Source organism: Glaciimonas soli (assembly GCF_009497155.1).
Taxonomy (GTDB): Bacteria; Pseudomonadota; Gammaproteobacteria; order Burkholderiales; family Burkholderiaceae_D; genus Glaciimonas; species Glaciimonas soli.
On sequence record NZ_WINI01000010.1, the window covers coordinates 22820 to 41411 of the forward strand.

General features: G+C 48.8%; 21 protein-coding genes. 8 read left to right on the forward strand and 13 right to left on the reverse strand.

The window, feature by feature from the left end:
- Positions 1–7: 7 nt before the first annotated feature.
- The 4 genes from GEV47_RS18090 to GEV47_RS18105 all read left to right on the forward strand — a co-directional run bounded on the left by GEV47_RS18090 (position 8) and on the right by GEV47_RS18105 (position 2257).
- Positions 8–328, forward strand: coding sequence for a hypothetical protein (locus GEV47_RS18090; RefSeq protein WP_153236206.1), 321 nt, complete (start codon positions 8–10; stop codon positions 326–328).
- Between the two features lie 103 nt (positions 329–431).
- Complete coding sequence (locus GEV47_RS18095; RefSeq protein ID WP_153236207.1) at positions 432–1067, forward strand: hypothetical protein; 636 nt, start codon at positions 432–434, stop codon at positions 1065–1067.
- Positions 1067–1495 carry a hypothetical protein gene (locus tag GEV47_RS18100; RefSeq protein ID WP_153236208.1) on the forward strand — a complete coding sequence of 143 codons (429 nt, stop codon included), beginning with the start codon at positions 1067–1069 and terminating at the stop codon, positions 1493–1495. The genes GEV47_RS18095 and GEV47_RS18100 overlap by 1 nt, the downstream gene beginning before the upstream one ends.
- 165 nt (positions 1496–1660) lie before the next feature.
- On the forward strand, positions 1661–2257 hold the full coding sequence (locus tag GEV47_RS18105) for a hypothetical protein (RefSeq protein ID WP_153236209.1): 597 nt from the start codon (positions 1661–1663) through the stop codon (positions 2255–2257).
- Between the two features lie 205 nt (positions 2258–2462).
- Here the strand turns inward: GEV47_RS18105 and GEV47_RS18110 are convergent, their stop codons facing one another.
- Positions 2463–3518, reverse strand: coding sequence for a hypothetical protein (locus tag GEV47_RS18110; RefSeq protein WP_153236210.1), 1056 nt, complete (start codon positions 3516–3518; stop codon positions 2463–2465).
- Positions 3519–3667: 149 nt separating this feature from the next.
- On the reverse strand, positions 3668–4411 hold the full coding sequence (locus GEV47_RS18115; protein WP_153236211.1) for a hypothetical protein: 744 nt from the start codon (positions 4409–4411) through the stop codon (positions 3668–3670).
- Positions 4412–5577: 1166 nt separating this feature from the next.
- Between GEV47_RS18115 and GEV47_RS18120 the strand changes: the two genes are divergently transcribed.
- Genes GEV47_RS18120 through GEV47_RS18130 form a run of 3 tightly spaced genes read left to right on the forward strand, consistent with a single transcriptional unit; the run spans position 5578 to position 8553 of the window.
- Positions 5578–7149 carry a hypothetical protein gene (locus GEV47_RS18120; RefSeq protein ID WP_153236212.1) on the forward strand — a complete coding sequence of 524 codons (1572 nt, stop codon included), beginning with the start codon at positions 5578–5580 and terminating at the stop codon, positions 7147–7149.
- A 4-nt stretch (positions 7150–7153) separates the two neighbouring features.
- Positions 7154–8119 carry a glycosyltransferase family 2 protein gene (locus GEV47_RS18125; protein ID WP_153236213.1) on the forward strand — a complete coding sequence of 322 codons (966 nt, stop codon included), beginning with the start codon at positions 7154–7156 and terminating at the stop codon, positions 8117–8119.
- Positions 8116–8553 (forward strand): GtrA family protein, encoded by a 438-nt coding sequence (locus GEV47_RS18130; protein ID WP_194270710.1) that lies wholly within the window; start codon positions 8116–8118, stop codon positions 8551–8553. Before GEV47_RS18125 ends, GEV47_RS18130 begins: the two co-directional genes overlap by 4 nt.
- 91 nt (positions 8554–8644) lie before the next feature.
- Here GEV47_RS18130 and GEV47_RS19755 read toward each other — a convergent pair whose 3' ends face one another.
- From GEV47_RS19755 to GEV47_RS18140, 3 genes are all read right to left on the reverse strand, one after another.
- Positions 8645–8767, reverse strand: coding sequence for a hypothetical protein (locus tag GEV47_RS19755; RefSeq protein WP_265588520.1), 123 nt, complete (start codon positions 8765–8767; stop codon positions 8645–8647).
- A complete protein-coding gene (locus tag GEV47_RS18135) occupies positions 8751–9788 on the reverse strand; it encodes a GlxA family transcriptional regulator (RefSeq protein ID WP_153236215.1) in 1038 nt (345 codons plus the stop codon). Before GEV47_RS18135 ends, GEV47_RS19755 begins: the two co-directional genes overlap by 17 nt.
- Before the next feature lie 673 nt (positions 9789–10461).
- Positions 10462–11301 (reverse strand): DMT family transporter, encoded by an 840-nt coding sequence (locus tag GEV47_RS18140; protein ID WP_153236216.1) that lies wholly within the window; start codon positions 11299–11301, stop codon positions 10462–10464.
- Between the two features lie 117 nt (positions 11302–11418).
- On the opposite strand from GEV47_RS18140, the gene GEV47_RS18145 reads away from it, so the two are divergent.
- On the forward strand, positions 11419–12843 hold the full coding sequence (locus GEV47_RS18145) for an aminotransferase-like domain-containing protein (protein ID WP_153236217.1): 1425 nt from the start codon (positions 11419–11421) through the stop codon (positions 12841–12843).
- A 59-nt stretch (positions 12844–12902) separates the two neighbouring features.
- On the opposite strand, the gene arsC is transcribed toward GEV47_RS18145, so the two are convergent.
- From arsC to GEV47_RS18185, 8 genes are all read right to left on the reverse strand, one after another.
- The gene (arsC, locus tag GEV47_RS18150; protein ID WP_153236218.1) at positions 12903–13325 is read right to left on the reverse strand and encodes an arsenate reductase (glutaredoxin); all 423 of its coding nucleotides are present in this window, start codon (positions 13323–13325) and stop codon (positions 12903–12905) included.
- Between the two features lie 44 nt (positions 13326–13369).
- The gene (arsB, locus tag GEV47_RS18155; protein ID WP_153236238.1) at positions 13370–14389 is read right to left on the reverse strand and encodes an ACR3 family arsenite efflux transporter; all 1020 of its coding nucleotides are present in this window, start codon (positions 14387–14389) and stop codon (positions 13370–13372) included.
- A gap of 68 nt (positions 14390–14457) precedes the next feature.
- Entirely contained in the window at positions 14458–14799 is a 342-nt protein-coding gene (locus tag GEV47_RS18160; protein ID WP_153236219.1) for an ArsR/SmtB family transcription factor, read from the reverse strand.
- Between the two features lie 120 nt (positions 14800–14919).
- Positions 14920–15486 (reverse strand): GNAT family N-acetyltransferase, encoded by a 567-nt coding sequence (locus tag GEV47_RS18165; RefSeq protein ID WP_153236220.1) that lies wholly within the window; start codon positions 15484–15486, stop codon positions 14920–14922.
- 181 nt (positions 15487–15667) lie between these two features.
- Positions 15668–15865 carry a hypothetical protein gene (locus tag GEV47_RS18170; RefSeq protein WP_153236221.1) on the reverse strand — a complete coding sequence of 66 codons (198 nt, stop codon included), beginning with the start codon at positions 15863–15865 and terminating at the stop codon, positions 15668–15670.
- 130 nt (positions 15866–15995) lie between these two features.
- Positions 15996–16592, reverse strand: coding sequence for a GNAT family N-acetyltransferase (locus GEV47_RS18175; RefSeq protein ID WP_153236222.1), 597 nt, complete (start codon positions 16590–16592; stop codon positions 15996–15998).
- Positions 16593–16647: 55 nt separating this feature from the next.
- Positions 16648–17169, reverse strand: a complete 522-nt coding sequence (locus tag GEV47_RS18180) for a nuclear transport factor 2 family protein (RefSeq protein WP_228124799.1) — start codon at positions 17167–17169, stop codon at positions 16648–16650.
- A 55-nt stretch (positions 17170–17224) separates the two neighbouring features.
- Entirely contained in the window at positions 17225–18340 is a 1116-nt protein-coding gene (locus GEV47_RS18185) for a serine hydrolase domain-containing protein (protein WP_153236223.1), read from the reverse strand.
- Positions 18341–18592: the final 252 nt, after the last annotated feature.

The following is an 18592-nucleotide window of genomic DNA, read 5'->3' on the forward strand; positions in this document are numbered from 1 at the left end:
GATCACTATGTTTGATGGTTTCTGGTCTGGGATATTGGGTGGGTTGTTCGGTCCTGCAATTGCGCAATGGTTGAGTCGATTTAAGTACAGAGCTATTTTTTTTGCAACAATACTTGCTTGGCAGTTGTTTGCCCTTATTCTTGGAATTTATTATAGAGGATGGAGTGGGTTCAGAAATATTTTTAATGATGACAAATCATCGTTTCTCGTTATTTTTTGTTATGTTCCAGTGGGTGTAGGCATATTTGCTGTCTTTGTTGCGTTCTTAGGTTCATTGAACACTGCGAATAAAAAAAATGAGACTGATCAAGATAAAAATAATTCATAGTATTTAGTTATTTGCTACTGTTCAATTGACGATTTTTCAGCGCTCTACTACTTTTCAATCAAAAAATAGGACAATTCATTCGTGCGGCCATTTGGCTACGGAAATGGCTGGAGCAAATAGTGCGAATATAAGTGAAATGGCTGCTGAAGCTAATTCTGCAAACGCGCAAATAGTTAAAAATAGTCAACTCATTGGTGATCAGCCCTATGCAGCCCCAATAAATACAACTGGAGGTTTTGAAACTCATGGAATTACTACAAGTCAGGTTCCTATATCAATACAAAATCAATTAGAAAGTGATTTGCAGGCTAGGGGAGCTAGTAATCCTCAAGAGGCGCTAAAAGGGATTGTGGAATCAGGAAGTACAGTGCCTGTACCTATTCAGGCGAATGTCGATACGACTTTGTATAAATTGGTATCTACGACCTCTGATTACTCAACACCAAGTTCATCTACAGCATATTGGGTCGATCAAACACAGCTTAATTTAATACAAGCGCACCCAGAATTGGCGAATGAAGTTTTAGGATTGCCAGCAAATAATCAAGCGGCTAGTTTTAATGTATTTGAAATTCAACCTAAACCAAATACCACTCCAACAATTTATCAATCGCAAATTGCGACGACTACCGATGCAAATGGCGCAACAAACGTCGGTAACGCAACGCAGACAATTGTTCCGAATCGGAATTTGTGGACTACGCCACAGCCAACAGGTATCACAATTCAGGTGAAATAATGAGTGAATTTATTATAGATAAACTGGCAATTAGAGAAGCATCTGAAAGGTTTCGACAAGCTTTGTTATATTGGAAATCGGAAGAAAAAGTTCGCGGTGTCGTCACCATACACAGACCTTATTGGAAAGAGGAGGATATAGCCAAATCGGTTCAATATTGTGAGGGGCAAGTTGCACCTATATTGGAAGCATTCGACCCAATTTATAATTTAGCCATTGCTGGTGATATTGACGAGCCTTTTGATCTGAGTGGTTACATGACAAGCAAGGTTGGTAGGATATTAGGCGACGAGTTATCTTACCCAGAAATCACTGAGCCATATAATAAAATTATTGAAGCATTACGAGGTGGCTTATCACATCAAGAATTTTATAAGACTGAATATTACAAATTACATTTAATGCCAAAAAAATTTAACGCCAAATAATGGCTTTAATGGAATGGACGCCTATGTGGGGAATGACCTTGTCCTCGAAAAATGTATCCCTTACTGAGAAATGCATCCCTTACTGAGGTTCCAAACTAATCAGTAAGGAGTATGGATTTCCCATAAGTCAGATTGTCAATATTTTATGTTTAAACAGAGAAAATTATGCGCACAAATTTTTTGATTTTGATGGTGGCTCTTTGCCCGTTCTTGGCCCACGCTGACGAATCTGGCGTTGACAAGAACAGTGATGTGAAAAGCGATTTTGCACGGATTAGATTGTTCGGACAAAACGGCATGGGTGTGAAGTATTATCCGAATAGTGCTTGTTACGGCGGCGATAGTGTTACCGTCTCGGGCGGTTTCGGTGATGCTTTTTCGTCGTTCTTGGGAGTTGCGTCGAATACAAGTATCGGCATGCCGGAGACGCCAAACAGCGGGAAGCCTTCGACCAGGAATGGCTATTTTTCAAAAGCTTTTTTTCGCGAATATAAAATCACGGCCAATCAACCGTTGACTATTAAACTAGATTTTCAGAGCAATCCCAGTCCCAGCGTCAGTTTTTTGAAAGGTCAAAGTACCGGCTACTTGTCTTGTAGAACACACGCGGGCACCTTTATACCTGAAGCTGGGAAGGACTATGAAATTTCGTTGGATATAAAGAACGGAATGTGCATCCCAGTTTTGAACGAATTGCAAACTACCGAGGATGGCCTAATCTTGCAGCCAGTCGTCGTATCTAAAGCCGAGCGTTGTAACTGATCACATCGCTACTCGCACATATTCTACAAAAGGAAATGCTGTCATTATGTTGTCATTCTGGAGCCTAAACAGCCCCAAAATACCCCAATTAATGACAGTGGTTTATTTATAAGTCGTTGATTTAAAACAATATATTGGTGGAGGCGGCGGGAATCGAAACCACGGCTTATTTATGCTAATTTTGTGTTGAATACGTTCGGCGCACCTATGGGCCTTTGCGCATAGCGTCCTGCGCGCGCAGGAGGTAATACATTCCTGATCTACTTGCGTTTTTCTGCGAGGCCGCGCCAGCCCGACTATCGACGAAGACGCCACCCAACATTATTAGTACTTTGGCGATGACCGCTGCACGTGGCATGGTCGCATACATAGTAGCGAGTAGTGGCGCCTCCTTAGCCAGATCAAAGGTACGTTTGTACCAATCTTGCTCCGTTCCCTCTAATGCATCGCGCAACTCTGCCAACGAGGGTTCGACCTCGGTCTGAACGATAAAGGTCGCCGCTTTCATAATATCTTCGTAACTGTCACTTTTCGAAATCTGGCTATTTAGCGTAGCAGCTAGGCCAAGTAGGCTCCTTCGAAACTGCGCAAGATATTTGCTTAGCTCCGCCCTCAGTTCAATTATTTCTTTTGGCGTGAGCGCTCTCACATTGGGCAAAGCGAATTTGACACACTCCATTGCCATGATGGTTGCTAGCAGCTTGGTATTGTGTACGGCATCGTTACCGCCGAAGGCAGGAACAGGCAGATGCATATTGTCATTGACAAGCGGCAGGCCGTTTTGAGTGGCATAAACAATCGCGTTGGCAGGATAAAAAAGGGCTCCCGGATACACAATGCAATCGTTATTATCCGGCAAGCCCTTCGAATGTATTGTTTGGTAAGTCGGGATGAAATTTTCTGGTCGAGGACCAAACACTTCTAGTTCTAGTGCATCCACCAACTGCACTGTCTCAGGACCAAACTTAGCGTCAAACGTATTACTGCCGGTGAAGTGACAAAATTGTTTTAGATCATTCATCATAGGCAAGCATCGCAAGGCACCTACCAACAATGTCGTGTCGTAATCGGTGAATCCGTAAGCCTCGATTCGGTTTGCCTCTTTCAGCACATCTTTGCTGTCGAAACCGTCGACTGGCAAATAGACATCAGGGAAATGTATCCTATCAAACACGACGGCAAGAAAGGTTAATGATGCCTTATTTGCCGGTATTGCTGAACCATAGTAAACAGCCTCGAGTTTCATTGTCGCATCACTCATCGTTCCCCCTAGAAGTCGATCCATAACGAAATTAAAACGTGCCTCAAAGCGCAAAAAATCTCGAAATAAATCGAGTGCTACGAATTTACTACAGTAAATATTGAGAGCTAGAGATGGCGAGGGGTTTAAGTTTCATTCCACGACGTGAACTATTTGTTAGATTGTCGTGTTTCGGGCTGGCTCTCGGAAGGGACAAAGGCAAGAATGCCACGATCAATGAAAGACTGATATGTAGCTTCCGGTATTAATATATTCCCAGCTTTCAGCGCGTCGTAAAGCGCCAGAAACCAAAGGTATTTATTGCTATGAGTTGGACTTTTCTCCATCAGCAAACGCGCGCGCATCGCTGCCGAAGTTCCCCACGCTGGATTAAATGGATTGACGATATTTCTGTCACGAAAATGTAAAAGTGACGAGGCGTAAGGGCCATTTTGAAAGCGCTCAAACCAGTAATTTTCAGGTATGACGATATCGTCCGAAATAACAACTGCTGGCACCCCGACCATTTTTTCGAGCTTCACAGCATTAATCAATGCATCACTGACCATTAGCAGATGAGTATCTCGGCGGTCCTCCCAATATTTGCCAAACGCGATTCCGCCTCTCAACATGAAGTTATTTTGCAAACAGTAAAACCATAAAAGCTGTACTGCGCCGAGGAGAGGGGGCAGTTCTGACGACGTGATAAGTATCGAATCTGAGTACATTGTCACGTTGACTTGATCGGAATATTCCCAAGTTGTGATGTATTGAGCAAGTGATATGTAGAGCGACAAGGTTTGATCAAATTCAGTTACTACGCTATTGGAGAATCCGAGAATGTCGCAGAATGCAACATATTTTTGCTCAACGGTATGTTCTGTCCCTCGACCTATTTCGGTTGTCTCTGGCATGTGCTTCCCTATTTAGAGGCCTGATTTATGTTACTGCATTTAAATACAGTCGTTATATTATGCGGACGCAGAAGCAGAAGCAGAAGCAGAAGCAGAAGCAGAAGCAGAAGCAGAAGCTGAAGCAGAAGCTGAAGCTGTGTCGCCAATATAGACAGGTAGAAGCGCTTTATCCATATATTCGAAATGCAAAATTGTATCGACTTAACCAGTTGGTTGCACGGAAATTGACCATCCCAATGCTGTTGACTGCCGTACATTGAAACCGGAGCGTTCAATTTCCGAAAAGCCGCACAATCCTCGATTGGAATTTCATGTTGGGGTATATATTGGGGTATTTACATATAAGATATTGATATTAAATAATATATTGATTCCTCCTTCTCCTCCAAAATAAGATAAGCCCTTGATTTTTCAAGGGCTTATCTTATTTTCTAATTCTGCAAAGTGTCACTCATTGGTGTACCTCTTCACCAGAGGAAATTATAAGAATCCCATGCAGAATCAGCCAGTCACGTCACGGCGTTTACTGCTAAACCAGCAGCTATAGAAGCACTGCCAAAAGTTAACAGGGAATTTTGGGCGAGTGCGGCAGGGTAGTCGATGAAGTGGCAAATTGACCCGGCAGAGCAGCTTGAAGAGACTGCATCTGCAACAGCCATCATCAATCCGTTTCCGGGTTGTACCACATAGTTGAGGCACAATTCATCTTATATGAAAAAAATAATCACACTGTGTTGCGAACCCGTGGCTGCATTGAGATGCGCGTGGGTGGCTAAATTGCAGTGCTAAATGGTGGTTGCATTGATGCGGTTATGCCGAGTGACGCATTGCGAAGGCAATCGAAACAGCGATGGCGCATGCGCGTAAGCTGCTGCAGCTGGAAGTAGACGGATATTGCCATTATGCGCTGCAACCGGGTTGACGCAAAATGACGCGTTTTTGATGCGAACCTATGCGATTGAACCAAGGGAAGATTTTTCCATATTATTTCAGAGTAGTAATACTATGGTATTGCTTGACCAGATACATCCAATCTGTAGACTTCCCTAAACTGACCAATTAGCCGAATGAAAAGGTGTAGGAATAGGCGGCAGCTTCCATGGGTTTCGGAGCAGGCGATATGCAATTTTGTGCAGAATAATAAATTTGAATTTGGGGATTAAATAGTGGCAAAGAAAATACCGATCTGGATCTTTATCGCCACTGCTTTGGTCTTTTATTTGGGAGCATATCTGCATTACCCGGCATTGCCAGGAAACGATCTGGCTCACCCTGAGGGGTGGTGGGGATGGTTCGATCAGGGCGAATACCTCAAAGCGACGCGTGCGCTATCTGCTCTAAATTTTGATTCTGCGAACCATCGCTATCCACCGCTATATCCTCTGTTGGGTGCTCTCTTTTATAAGTGGTGGCCCAATCATCCATTTTTCTTTGTAAATGGGCTCACGCTTCTATGGTTCGTCTTCGTTTATGTTCGAATCTCAGATCGTTATGTTTCGCGCACGGTGTCTTTCGTTTTATTGTTCATATCGCTGTACTGCAACACAGAAATATTCATCAATTTTGTGATTCCCTGGACGACAACTGTCACCGTAGCTGTCTATTCGTTCGCTCTATATGGATTGGCCAAACTATCCGAGGCCGGTGAGGAAGATATCGAGCACAATGCTCAACGAATTTGGTCAGCATCAGGTTATGCCGCGATCGTTAGCTTGTTGGTTTTGGCCCGTCCGGTTGACGCGGGTCCCGTCATTGTGTTCTTCCCAGCTTATCTCTACCTGGTATATCGGTCTAATCCTGGCGTCGCTCTGCCGCAACGCTTGCGTCGTATCACGCTGGTCGCGTTGGCGCTGGGAATCGGCTTGGCTTTTGGCGTCTTACTGTATTTGGGCTTTAACCAGCTGGTGTACGGCAGTGCGTTAGGTGGGTACTTTCAGGCGACAGCATCCTCTAGCGGATATTTTCCTTCACAGATTTTCAGAAAGAGTTTTTCGCTGCTTTTCGACGGCGGTACCGTTTTTCTTGAACAGCGAAGCGCCCTGGTCTCGCATTATCCTTGGCTGATTTTATCGATTCTGGGAATGTGCTGGTGCTTTTTCCGCGGCGACTGGCTGTTGCGAACTATCGCGCTTGTCATGATTTGCCAATTTTGCCTGTATGCGCCGTATGGAGATCTTTTGCCGAACGGCGTCTGGCGTTATCACAATATTCATTATTTTAAATGGACTTTCCCATATCTGGCACTGTTTGCCTGGCTTCTGGTGCGTTGGGCGTTTATCGGCTGGAGGACGGCTGGCGCAAGATCATTCGGCGTGAAAATAGGTGTGGTGGTAATGCTCTCAGTTCTCTTGCTGATGCCTCGTTATGCCGTAACTTCGGAGCCTGGCACCATACAACTTGTTACCGGCAATCTCGACGTCGCTCAGAATGGGTTGTACCTTGGATTTGCGCGGAATCGAGTCGATTTTATAGATATTTATGGCCTTTCTGGGGGCTTTTCCGACGTCTATTTTGGGGAGCATCGCCTCTACAATGATGGAAAGGAACTGCAGAAGGTCCGTGACTTCCGACTTCTCCCTGCGCCATGGGGAGTGCGCCTTCTGTTTAACAAGCCACTCAACGCAGACCATCTGATTTTCGCGCCTGGACAAGGGCTTGCTGCGAACGGGGCAACGGTATCAATTAAAGTTAGCAGCTACGGGTTTGAATTAGGTCGTCCTCATCTGTTCCATGATTAAAAATATGCTCAATATACCAACGGAAAATCAAGAAATCGCGGTAATTCTCCCTGCATATAACGAAGAGTTGACCATTGCAGAGACGATCAGAGCATTTCAGACTGCGTTACCAGAAGCAGCCATCTATGTGGTCAACAACAATTCCAGCGACCATACGGGAGTGATTGCCGCCGATGTATTGCGGGAGCTTGGTTGCCGCGGCCGTGTCATCGACGAATCGCAGCAAGGCAAAGGCCGTGCGCTACGCCGTGCGTTCATCGAAATTGACGCCGACTTTTATGTGCTGGCCGATGCTGATTTAACCTATCCGGCGGACCAGGCGCGCGAGCTGATGACTCCGGTGTTGCAAGGGCGTGCCGACATGGCGGTTGGCGACCGGCAGTCCGGCGGCGATTACGCACGTGAGAATCGCCGGTCCTTTCACGGCTTCGGCAACCGCCTGGTGCAGTGGATGGTGAACAAGCTGTTCCGCGCTCAGCTGGTCGACATCATGAGCGGCTACCGCGTATTCAGCAGGGACTTTGTCAAGACCTATCCTGTGCTGGCTGAAGGTTTTCAAATCGAGACTGATATGACGCTGCACGCGCTGCACAAGCGCATGCGCATTGTCGAAGTCCCGGTCGCCTATAAGGATAGACCCAGCGGTAGCGTCTCCAAGCTCAACACGTTTTCTGACGGTACGCGCGTGCTGTTCGCGATCGCGCAGATTTTTCGATACTACCGACCGCTGGCGTTTTTCAGTGTGCTAAGCCTATTGCTGTTGTTGTCGGGGCTGGCGGCCGGGGTGCCTGTATTCCATGACTGGATACAATATCGCTATATTTACCATGTGCCGTTGGCGATTCTGGCCACCGGTACATGCGTCGCTGCGGTGATGGCTCTTGGGATTGGCTTGATATTAGACTCGGTGGCGCATCAGCAGCGCCTGGAGTTCGAGTTGCGCTGGCTGGCACGTTCGGAACGTCGATGATTCGCGGCATCGCCACAATATGTCGTCGGTTGCCGGCCAGCGTCCTTGGGTTTATGGTGGTGGGAGGAATTGGCTTCGTGGTCGACGCCTGCGTGATGATGTTGTTATACAAGTACGCTGGTTTGCCGCTTTACCTTTCGCGAGTGTTGTCGTTCCTCGTCGCAGTGTTCGTTACCTGGCTGTTGAATCGCTCTTTTGTGTTTGCGTCTAAGACCCGGACTTCGGCGCGGGCGAAGCGAGAATACGTTGGCTATCTTGCCGTGCAGACTGCAGGGGCATTATTGAACCTTGGTATATTTTCGTCTTTGATCGCCGGTTTTCCTGGATTGCGTACGTATCCAGTCATCGCGCTAATGGTCGGCTCAGGGACAGCTATGATTTTCAACTATTATGGACTTCGGCATTGGGTGTTCGGTCCTGCTCGGGAGCACTAGCGCGCCCGGTCGCTTGGCTTTTTCAATTTGGGCAGGTGCGCAATCAAAAGCCATCGTGTTGTTGTTCATGGAACAGGATGCTTAGTTTGATTTATTCAACAATGCTGCGCGAAACCGCTAATGCCAGCGCGATACCAGCGGTCATTATCGACGGTGGCTGAGCCTCATCGGGCTTACATGCTTGAGTCATCGCGGCATTATGCAGCGTTGCCATGCGGTGATCTTATGCTTTTACGATATTCGGTAGGCGAGGGCCACATCTGTTTGCGGAACAATTTAGCGACATGTGCGCCGCTGAATAGACCGCAACGTCGCGCTATTTTGTCGACCGGCAAATCGGTCTCGGTTAGCTGTTGACGAACAGCTTCCAGGCGCAGATTCAGCAAGAAGTTATGGGGTGTCTGACCGGTCTCGCGTTTGAATTGGCGTACAAAATTGCGCTCACTCATGGAAACGGAATTGGCCGCATCGATCACTGAAATCGGATCACTGAAATTTTTTGCGAACCAGAGAGAGGCCTTGTGAATTTTGGCGCTGATGACGGAGTCGATAGGGCGCGTCGGATTGTTGGCCGGTGAGGTGTCGCGACGTCGCTGGCAGGCAACCAAATTTTGTGCGACACGTTGTGCCACCGCAGGACCCAGATCATTTTCCAAAAGACGTAAAGCCAGATCGGCCGCCATGCCTACATCGCAAGACGTAAAAATGTCATGATCTTCGGTGATTTTCGCTTCTCTATCAATGTTGATTCCCGGGAATTCACGCGACAGTTTATCTACCAGCGCCCAGTGCGTGGTGGCACGGCGATGATTCAGAAAACCGGCGGCGCCGATGACGAATACACCAGTGCAGATTGCGGCAATACGGCGGGCATCGCGGCGTTTCTTTTGCAGCCATTCGATAAGGAAAGGATCGTGATACGCATCAAAGCTGCCGGTTCCACTGGCAATAAGCAGCGTGTCAAATTGATAGTCGTTAAATTGGGTGAGCGGCGACGTGGAAATTTGCACCGAGGCGGAGGACATAATCGCGCCGCCAGAAATCGACATGATTGACACCTGATAGTGCGCGGCTCCCGGGAAAACCGTAGAGATGAGTTTGTCGCCTATCCCAAATACATCGGTGGCGCCAACTACATCGGCTAATACCACGCCATCGAAAACGATAATCCCAATATGCTTGATTGCGCAACTAGCACCCTCCGTGTCAACTTTGCCTGAGGTCACAATATTCATGTAGCTCCCGTGCGACTAGCATTTTATTTGGTTAGGACTTGCGCAAAAAACGTTTTTTATAAAAAATCGGTTTTATGTGAAGCGCATAGTAATAGTTGCATTTAACCCAAACATGCATCGCGCAAGCGATGTGATAGATATTGTTCAGGGGTTCAATGACCAGCATTAGCTCCTTGGTTGTGGACCATGTATTCATGAATACGGTGCGATAGGGCAGACCTTTGTGATGCTTTCAATGTGATTTCCCCTTTTTTCGAAACTTAGGTAAAGCCTTTTTACCTTCTTCCTGCAAAGATCATGCCAAGTGGAAATGCCCCAAAAAAAGGTGACATCAATGTTTTAATCGCCTGCAGAAAATTAAGCATTTTCCTTTGAAATCAATCGCTTATGAAGTATTGCCCTGATCAAAATCGGCCTTCTTAAATCGCGGTGATGTGATGCTTGCCACGTTACATGTAACGTGGCGCTTTACACGTTACATGTAAAGTAGCAGCGCCGAACCGCTTGCAGCAACAGTTCAGCGTCGCTCAGGCATTGCGTATGTCAGAACGTATGATTTAGTTCGCTCGTTGAGTTTGGTTTCAACGCGCAGCACATTTCCTGCGGTCGGACGCCAGGTTATGTCAGAATTTGCCGGGATGGCGCGACAGGACGGCATGCAAAAATGCCGCAGTTATTGAATGAGCGCATGTTTCCCGAGTCTTTCAGGGCGCTTCGCCCCGATTGAGAAATGATCTCTACTTTTGATGTGGAATCGCAATTGCACAACATCAAATGTCCAACCATGCCCGACAGCAGCAATCCCGCCCTGCGCCAGGCCGCGATACCAGAACACGAAGCCAATCAGCATGCTGAAAAGCGATACATAGGCGAGGCCAAGCCAGGCACCTGTGCTGACGTTTTCAAAGGACGTCGGCATCGTCAGCAACGCAATCGGCAACATGATGGGCAGCGCGAGCAGCAGGGCCCAGCTGATGACCTGCCAGCCGCCGAGCTTGCGCGAGAGCCGCGCGCCTTCGGCGTAACCCATGCCGCACACGACGATGGCGGCCAGCATCAGTAAGTCACCTTGTAACGACGCTTCCATGTCTCCCGTAGCGGCATAACCGGCGACGAAGGCTGCGCCAACCACAGAGAAGCCCCAGAATGGCGGGCGGGGTCGTTCACCTCCACGCCGCACAGCGAAGATGGCTGTACACAGAGGCAGCAGGCCCAGGAACACGATGGAGTGTGCCGACGTGACATGCTGTAGCGCGAGGGCTGTCAACAGAGGAAATCCGACCACGCAGCCAATCGCAGTGAACGCCAGCGAAGGCACATCGGCAAGCGAAGGCCGCGGCTGACGAAGCACGAGCAGCAGCACCAGGCCGAGAACGGCCGCAATGGCCGCCCGGGCACAGGTCAAAAAAGTGGGGTTCAGGTCTGCGACTGCCACCCGGGTAGCAGGCAGCGAACCCGCAAATATCGCTACCCCAATAAATCCGTTGACCCAGCCGCTTGTGCTTTTGTCCATAAAAGACTCCTTATTCTAGCCTCCAGTACATCACGAAAAGCTTCGCGAATACAGACACAATCCAGTACAATTTTCAAGAACTGTTATGCATAATTATCCAACACAGCGGAGGAGTTGATGACTCGAAGCGGAACGCTTATCAAGCGGGTGATGGACGAAATCCAAGCCCGCATTACGTCTCGGACCTATCTGCCCGGTACTCGGCTCCCTTCGGTGCGGGCACAGGCCCGAGCATTGCAACTGTCCGTCTCCACCGTCGTCGAAGCCTATGAGCGGCTAGCCGCTGAGGGGATTATCGTCTCGCGCCCGGGCTCCGGCTTCTACATTGCGGGCCCTGCGGCACCCCTCACTCTCACCGAAATTGGTTCCAAGCTCGACAGAGAAGTCGACCCGTTGTGGGTGTCCCGTCAGTCGCTGGAGACCGACCAGACAGTGCTCAAGCCTGGCTGCGGTTGGTTGCCAAGCACCTGGATGTATGAAGAGGGCATTCGCCGTGCACTGCGCGCGCAGGCACGGGGCAACTCGCTGGAATTGACCGAGTACGGAAGCCCACTCGGGCACTTGCCATTGCGTCAATTCCTGTCTCGGCGAATGGCAACATCGGGGATTGAAGCGGGCGCAGAGCAAATCATGCTGACCGAGTCCGGCACGCAGTCCATCGATCTGGTTTGTCGCTTCTTCCTTGAGCCGGGAGACACTGTGTTGGTCGACGACCCATGCTATTTCAACTTCCATGCGTTGCTGAAAGCGCATCGGGCCAATGTCGTTGGCATTCCTTACACCCCTCATGGACCGGACCTCGGCGTGTTCGAAGTGGCGCTGCGCGAACACTCGCCACGACTGTACATCACCAACTCCGGCATCCACAATCCGACTGGTGCAACCCTGTCTCCCGTAGTTGCCCACCGACTTCTGAAGCTAGTCGATAATTCGGAATTGGTGATCGTGGAGGACGACATCTTTGCCGACTTCGAGAACAATCCGGCTCCGCGATTGGCAGCCTTCGACGGGCTTTCCCGTGTCATCCACATCGGCAGCTTCTCCAAGACGGCCTCTGCGGCTGTGCGCTGTGGCTACATCACCGCGAGGGCCGACTGGATTGAGAGCCTGACGGACCTGAAAGTCGCGACTACCTTCGGCGGTGGACGGCTGGCCGCAGGTATTATCCTGCACACCCTTACCGACAGTGGCTACCGAAAGCACATGGAAGCCACCCGTCTGCGGCTGGCCGAGCAGATGGACAAGACTGCCGCCAGACTTCAGAAGCTGGGCATCAAGCCATGGCTGATGCCACAGGCAGGCATGTTCCTCTGGTGTCGACTGCCGGAAGGTATTGACGCCGCGGCAGTGGCCAGGGCATGCCTCAAAGAAGGCGTTGTCATCGCGCCTGGAAATGCATTCAGCCAGTCTCTGAGCGCGGGTGACTTCGTGCGCTTCAACGTCGCACAGTCCACGGATGAGCGGGTGTTCTCTGTACTGGCAGGAGCCCTGTCTCCATCACCGCCAGAGTTTTGCATTGCGTCGGTGGCACCGCACCGATAGTTATACAGCAGCGAGATGCGCGGAAAAGGCCCGCATCAATATTTGCCAGATCAAGCAAATTATCTGACACGCCGTCCCTCCGCGTTGATCACTACTTCACCGTCTTCTTTGCTAAACGCGGACTTTTGTGGCAATGACAGGATATCCAGCACCAGCTCGGACGGACGGCAAAGGCGCGTGCCATCCGGTGTAACAACAAAAGGGCGGTTGATCAGAATTGGATGAGCCAGCATGGCATCCAACAACTGCGTATCTGTCAGGTTCGCGGCGTCAAGCCCAAGTTCTACATAGGGTGTTCCCTTTTGCCGTATAGCCTCTCGCACCGTCAAGCCACTGTCGGCAATCAGCTTGACGAGTGTTTCCAATGATGGCGGCTGCTTCAGATATTCGATCACTTCAGGCTCGACACCGGTATTGCGTATTAACGCCAGCGTGTTGCGAGACGTCCCGCATTCCGGGTTGTGATAAATCGTAACGTTCATGGTTCGCTTTCTGTGAAGGCGGCAGTTTGCCCGCCAGACGTGCATCAACGTCGTTCGTACCAGCCTTGCGTGCGGTTCACGATACCGACAATCAGCAGCATGACGGGTACCTCAATCAATACGCCAACTACAGTGGCTAGCGCTGCGCCGGATTTGAATCCAAACAGGCTGATAGCTGCTGCCACCGCTAGCTCGAAGAAGTTCGAAGCGCCGATCAGCGCAGAGGGGCAAGCGATGGAATGCTTTTCGCCGACTACCTTATTGAGCCAATAAGCCAACGCAGAATTAAAGAACACTTGTATCAGGATAGGAACCGCCAGCAGTGCAATGACCAGCGGTTGTTCGATGATGGCGTTTCCCTGAAATGCAAACAGTAGTACCAGGGTCAGCAACAGCGCCGAAATCGACCATGGCTGGATGCCTTCCATCAGCTTATCGAAACTGACCTGACCACGGCGTAGCAGTGATTTGCGCCAAAGCTGGGCGATGATCACGGGCACCACGATATACAACATCACCGACGTCAACAGCGTTGCCCATGGCACGGAAATGCTGGACACGCCCAGCAGCAGGGCGACCAACGGCGCAAATGCGAACACCATGATCAGATCGTTCATCGCAACTTGCGATAGCGTGAAGTACGGATCGCCGCCGGTGAGGCGACTCCACACAAACACCATGGCCGTGCATGGTGCGGCCGCCAGCAGTATCAATCCAGCCACATAGGAATCGAGCTGATCGGCGGGTAGATATGGCGCAAACCAATGTCGGATAAATACCCAGGCAAGCAACGCCATCGAAAATGGTTTGACCGCCCAGTTGATAAATAAAGTCACTCCAATACCTCGGACGTGCCCCTTGACCTGATTCCAGGCGGAGAAGTCGATCTTGAGTAACATAGGAATTATCATCACCCAGATCAGCCCGCCGACCGGAAGATTCACTTTCGCTATTTCAAGCGAACCTATCGTTTGCACTCCGACAGGAAAGAGCTGTCCAAGCAAAATGCCGGCGACGATGCAAAGCGCCACCCAAACGGTCAGATATCGCTCAAAGAAATTCATGGAGCCGTCTACCGAACGCTTGTCGACATTTGCCAGGATATCTGTAGTGCCTGGTGCATGCGCACGCTTCATGACGCGGCATCCTCTGGGGAAGCGCAAGCCGGATTGGAGATAGCTGTGCAAGGATTGCCCCCGCAGCATTTATCCGTCAGAAAGGCTAGCAGGCTGTTCATCGTTGCAAAGTTCGCAGAGTAAATCACGAATCGTCCTTCATTGCGAGACGTCACCATATCGGCGTGCGTGAGCTCTTTCATGTGGAACGACAGCGATGAAGGCGATATCCCAATGGCTTGGCTGATCTTGCCAGCGGGCAGGCCGGCAGGTCCTGCCTGTACCAATGCGCGAAAGATTGCCAGGCGCGAGTCTTGTGCGAGTGCCGCAAGTGCGGCAACGATTGAGTTTGTTTTCATATTTCAATGATAGTTGAAATATTGAATAAATCAAGCACTTTACGAGATTTTTGATGGTCTAGATTGGAATATTAAGTTGTGTTGGGGTGCTGGAATGTAAATGATGGATTTCAATTTGCGTCAGTGCGCGTCAACACGAATGACCGAATAAACGCGCGTATTGCGTAAATTGCCTTGGATATTTCTTCTATCTTGCCGCAGTGTCCCTTCGATCTCAAATCCAACACGCTCGGCAAGCCGTCGACTTGCAAGATTTCTTTCATCCATGGTGAGAAACACGCGACTTGCATGTAAATTTTCCATCGCGTACTGCATCAATGCTTTTACGGCTTCGCTGATCAACCCGTTTCCAAGATACCGTGTTCTTCCCCAGTACCCAACCTCAAAACGTCGTAAATCCCAATTCACATAATGCAAGCCGCCGCCGCCAACTAATTCACCAGTTGATTTCAGAATGAAGAATGCCATTAAATCTTCATTCAGCAAGAATCGTGCATAGGCCTGGCGACAGGACAATTCGGATTGATCAACATTCGGAACCGGCGTTACCCATGATAGCCAATCTTTCAGGTGTGCCGCCGACTCTGCAATTGCTTGATTAAACATGGCGCCATCGCCCGGCTTGGCAACGCGAATCAACAGACGTTCCGAGTGAATCTCTTCTGGCAATAGATTAGATTTGTTCATGGGTATATTTACGACAAAACAAAATAAATGCAGTTGAGTTTTAGTGATGTAAAAAACTAAGCCTCATTTGTTAAAAAATCTGGAGCTTGTTTAGAGCTCCAGATTTTTATGTATGCCGACATTATGCAAAGTTTCACATCTGATCGCATCGAACAACGCAGGGAATTCTTAAAAATATTTCCTAATAAGGTGAGCCTACGACCGTATTCGTTTTACAAAGTTTCCACTCCGGAGAGGGAGCCGCACTGTAACTTTGAATTGCAGTCACGATGCCATCGGATCCCACCTTTGCATAATCCGATTCGTCATCCCCGCCAAATCCACTTTTTTCCATGCCTGAGCCATTATCGACAACTAATGCAGCAACCTCTTCATCCATGATGTCCTCCAAAAATGATGTATGGCCTTTAACCATAGTACACATCAGGAGAATTACAAGGCAGATTTTGAGACTTCTTAATTACATGAAAGAATAATATTTACAAAAAACAGCGCAACATATGTAAATATTATTCTTGAATTACAGGTGGCCGCACATTCGCAAGATACCTTTCCGCGATGCCTATCGGAAGATCATACCGATTCAATTCAACCACTAAGCTAATTTCCGACGAAGCACCAACAAAACTATCAATCAATGGAAAGCCAATTTTTTGCAGCATGCGGTTTGGGAGAGGATTGCTTGCTCTCGGCTCGCATTTGAGTTTTTTCAACTTAAATCGTTTATAAAAATCAAGTACCGATAAACAAAACAGACGCGGCCCATATCCCTTTCCTCGGAAATCGCCATTCCATATATGCAGATGCATTTCTCCGCTTTCACCATAAGCGATATTTTTCAAGCTGGAAAATCCAATCGCCTGATTATTCACTAGCCAAATCGAATAAAAAGTTTTTGCTTCTTGGTCTGGCGTGTCATAAATATGCTGAAGGTCAGTCTGAAACTGCGTCGCGTTCGGCAGTTTGGTCTTATCAGAGCCCATTCTTTCCAGATGGGCGTCCGAGGCAGAAGTCCAGTAATTGACGATAGGTGGAATATCTTCCAGCTGTATTCTTCTCACCGAAAGAATGGGTTCCGTTGCTGTTTGCTTGCTCATTACTTCCATTCCGTCATAAAGCGCTGTCGTGTTTATTGTGTTTACGGTTAACGTAAATTCATGTCTACTTGGCCATCGCTGTTTTTTCTTCTGCAGTCATCTCGCGATGACCGTAGCTGACGATTCTGGTGAGTTGCCACAGCTCGCCTGTCTTTTTCCAGATCATCATAAATTTTGCAATGCCTTCACATTCGCCGGTTTTTATCTGGCAGAAGCGGTGTTCGCCTTCTTCGATAGCGCCGTAGTCTTTGATAGGATAGACCTTGAATGTCGAGGCAATCAGCTCTCTGTGAACTTTATTGCAGATGTATTTTTTCGTATTTGCAATTACTGTTTCTCGGTCAAATGTTGCGCCGCTTTTGTCGTGATAAAACTCTACGTTCGGTACGAAATAATCTCTGAATGCATCCATATCGCATCGGTTGTAGGCATCGAAGACTTTGGTATCGAGCGCCCCGATGGTGGAGGTGAGGGCGGCATCATCATCTGAAGTTTGTGCCGACACCGCAGGCGATTCGAGCAAGCTCATCGCCAACAGTAAAACAATCAAAGTAAACCGACCGAGCTGTTTAATGGACATCGTCATAATCCTCATAATTTGTTATGTAATCTCATTGTGTTTCGTACCGCGCGTTTTACGCTTACTTCATTTGCCCTTGTAGAAATCGGATATACATCGGACTCGTGTGCAGACGTTCGAGTATCGGCAAAATGATCTTGTAGCCATCCTCACCGTTGGTGAAAATCACTGCGCCGTCGCCGGTGGTACGGTTCAGATACGCGAAGGTAAATATGCCGTCGTCTTTTCCGGTGTGCATCATCAGTGTTTCATCTTTGAAATCTAGTATCTGCCAGCCGAGCCCGTATCCTGTTTCGTGCGGACAGCTCTCAGCCTTCGCGCCCTGACAGGTCTGCTGCATCATACTGACTTGAATGCGGTTTCGCTCTTTTGCGATGATGCTGCTCAGACTACGGTTCTTGAGCACTGCGACCATGAAAACCGCATAGTCGCGTGCGGTTGTGTAGACCAGATCGGCGGCGTTGTAGTGGGTGCCGATTTCAGGTTTTAATGGCTCACCGGCGGCGCTCGTGGGAATGGCGATACGACCTTCAAACCATGGCTTGCCAATATAGGAAGTGGACTTCATACGAGCCGGATCGAACAGATACGTTTGCGCTAGTTCTTCAAAGCTCTTATCGGTTTTCTTTTCTGCAAAGCGCGCGACATATTGATAACCTTCGCCAGAATATCCCCACACCGTACCCGGTTCGTTGACGAATTTCAGACCGTCTTTCTTATCGCGCCAATTCGGAAAGCCGGTGCGATGACTCAGCGCTAAGCGCGGCGTTAACAGTTTTCGTCGTTCATCATTCGCGATGTCTGGATCGGTCCAATAGGAATACATAGGCTCATCAAGCGAGATCACGTTCTTAGACGCCATCCGCAGTATGACTTCTGCAGTTAACGGTTTTGTCAGCGAGGCGATGTTGTAGAGAGTTTCGGTGGTTGCTGGTGTGCCTTGGCTCTGTGAACCATATGCTGCGGTCAAAGCAATACGACCTTGTTTGATTTGCGCGATGGAAACGCTAGGAATCGCGGCCTCGGTGAGCAGATGAGGTATGTCACGATTGAGTACTTGCAGTGTGGCGTCTGTGTTCTCTGCGGCCTCCGTGGTAATGCACAGCCCGCTGAGCAGCAGCGACGCTGAAAATATAAGTCCGATAGCGACAATATGGTGTGAGCGAAGAGTTGGCATGGCTTTGCATTCCAGTCAAAATGATTTTGGCGAGTATAAAGCAAATTTTCCCGTGGGAAATAAAGGGGGTGCAAATGCGTATTCAGTGAAAAGCAAGTCTGTTGGACATTCGCGACGATCGCAAAGTACTTTGTTGCATAAATAAAAATTTGATTGCAATATCAGTCACCCAACGAAATTACCTATGTGGGTCTGGTGCCTGGAAAGATGGGATCAGAGTTCGCTTGAGCGTCACGCGCTGCTCGTGTGACA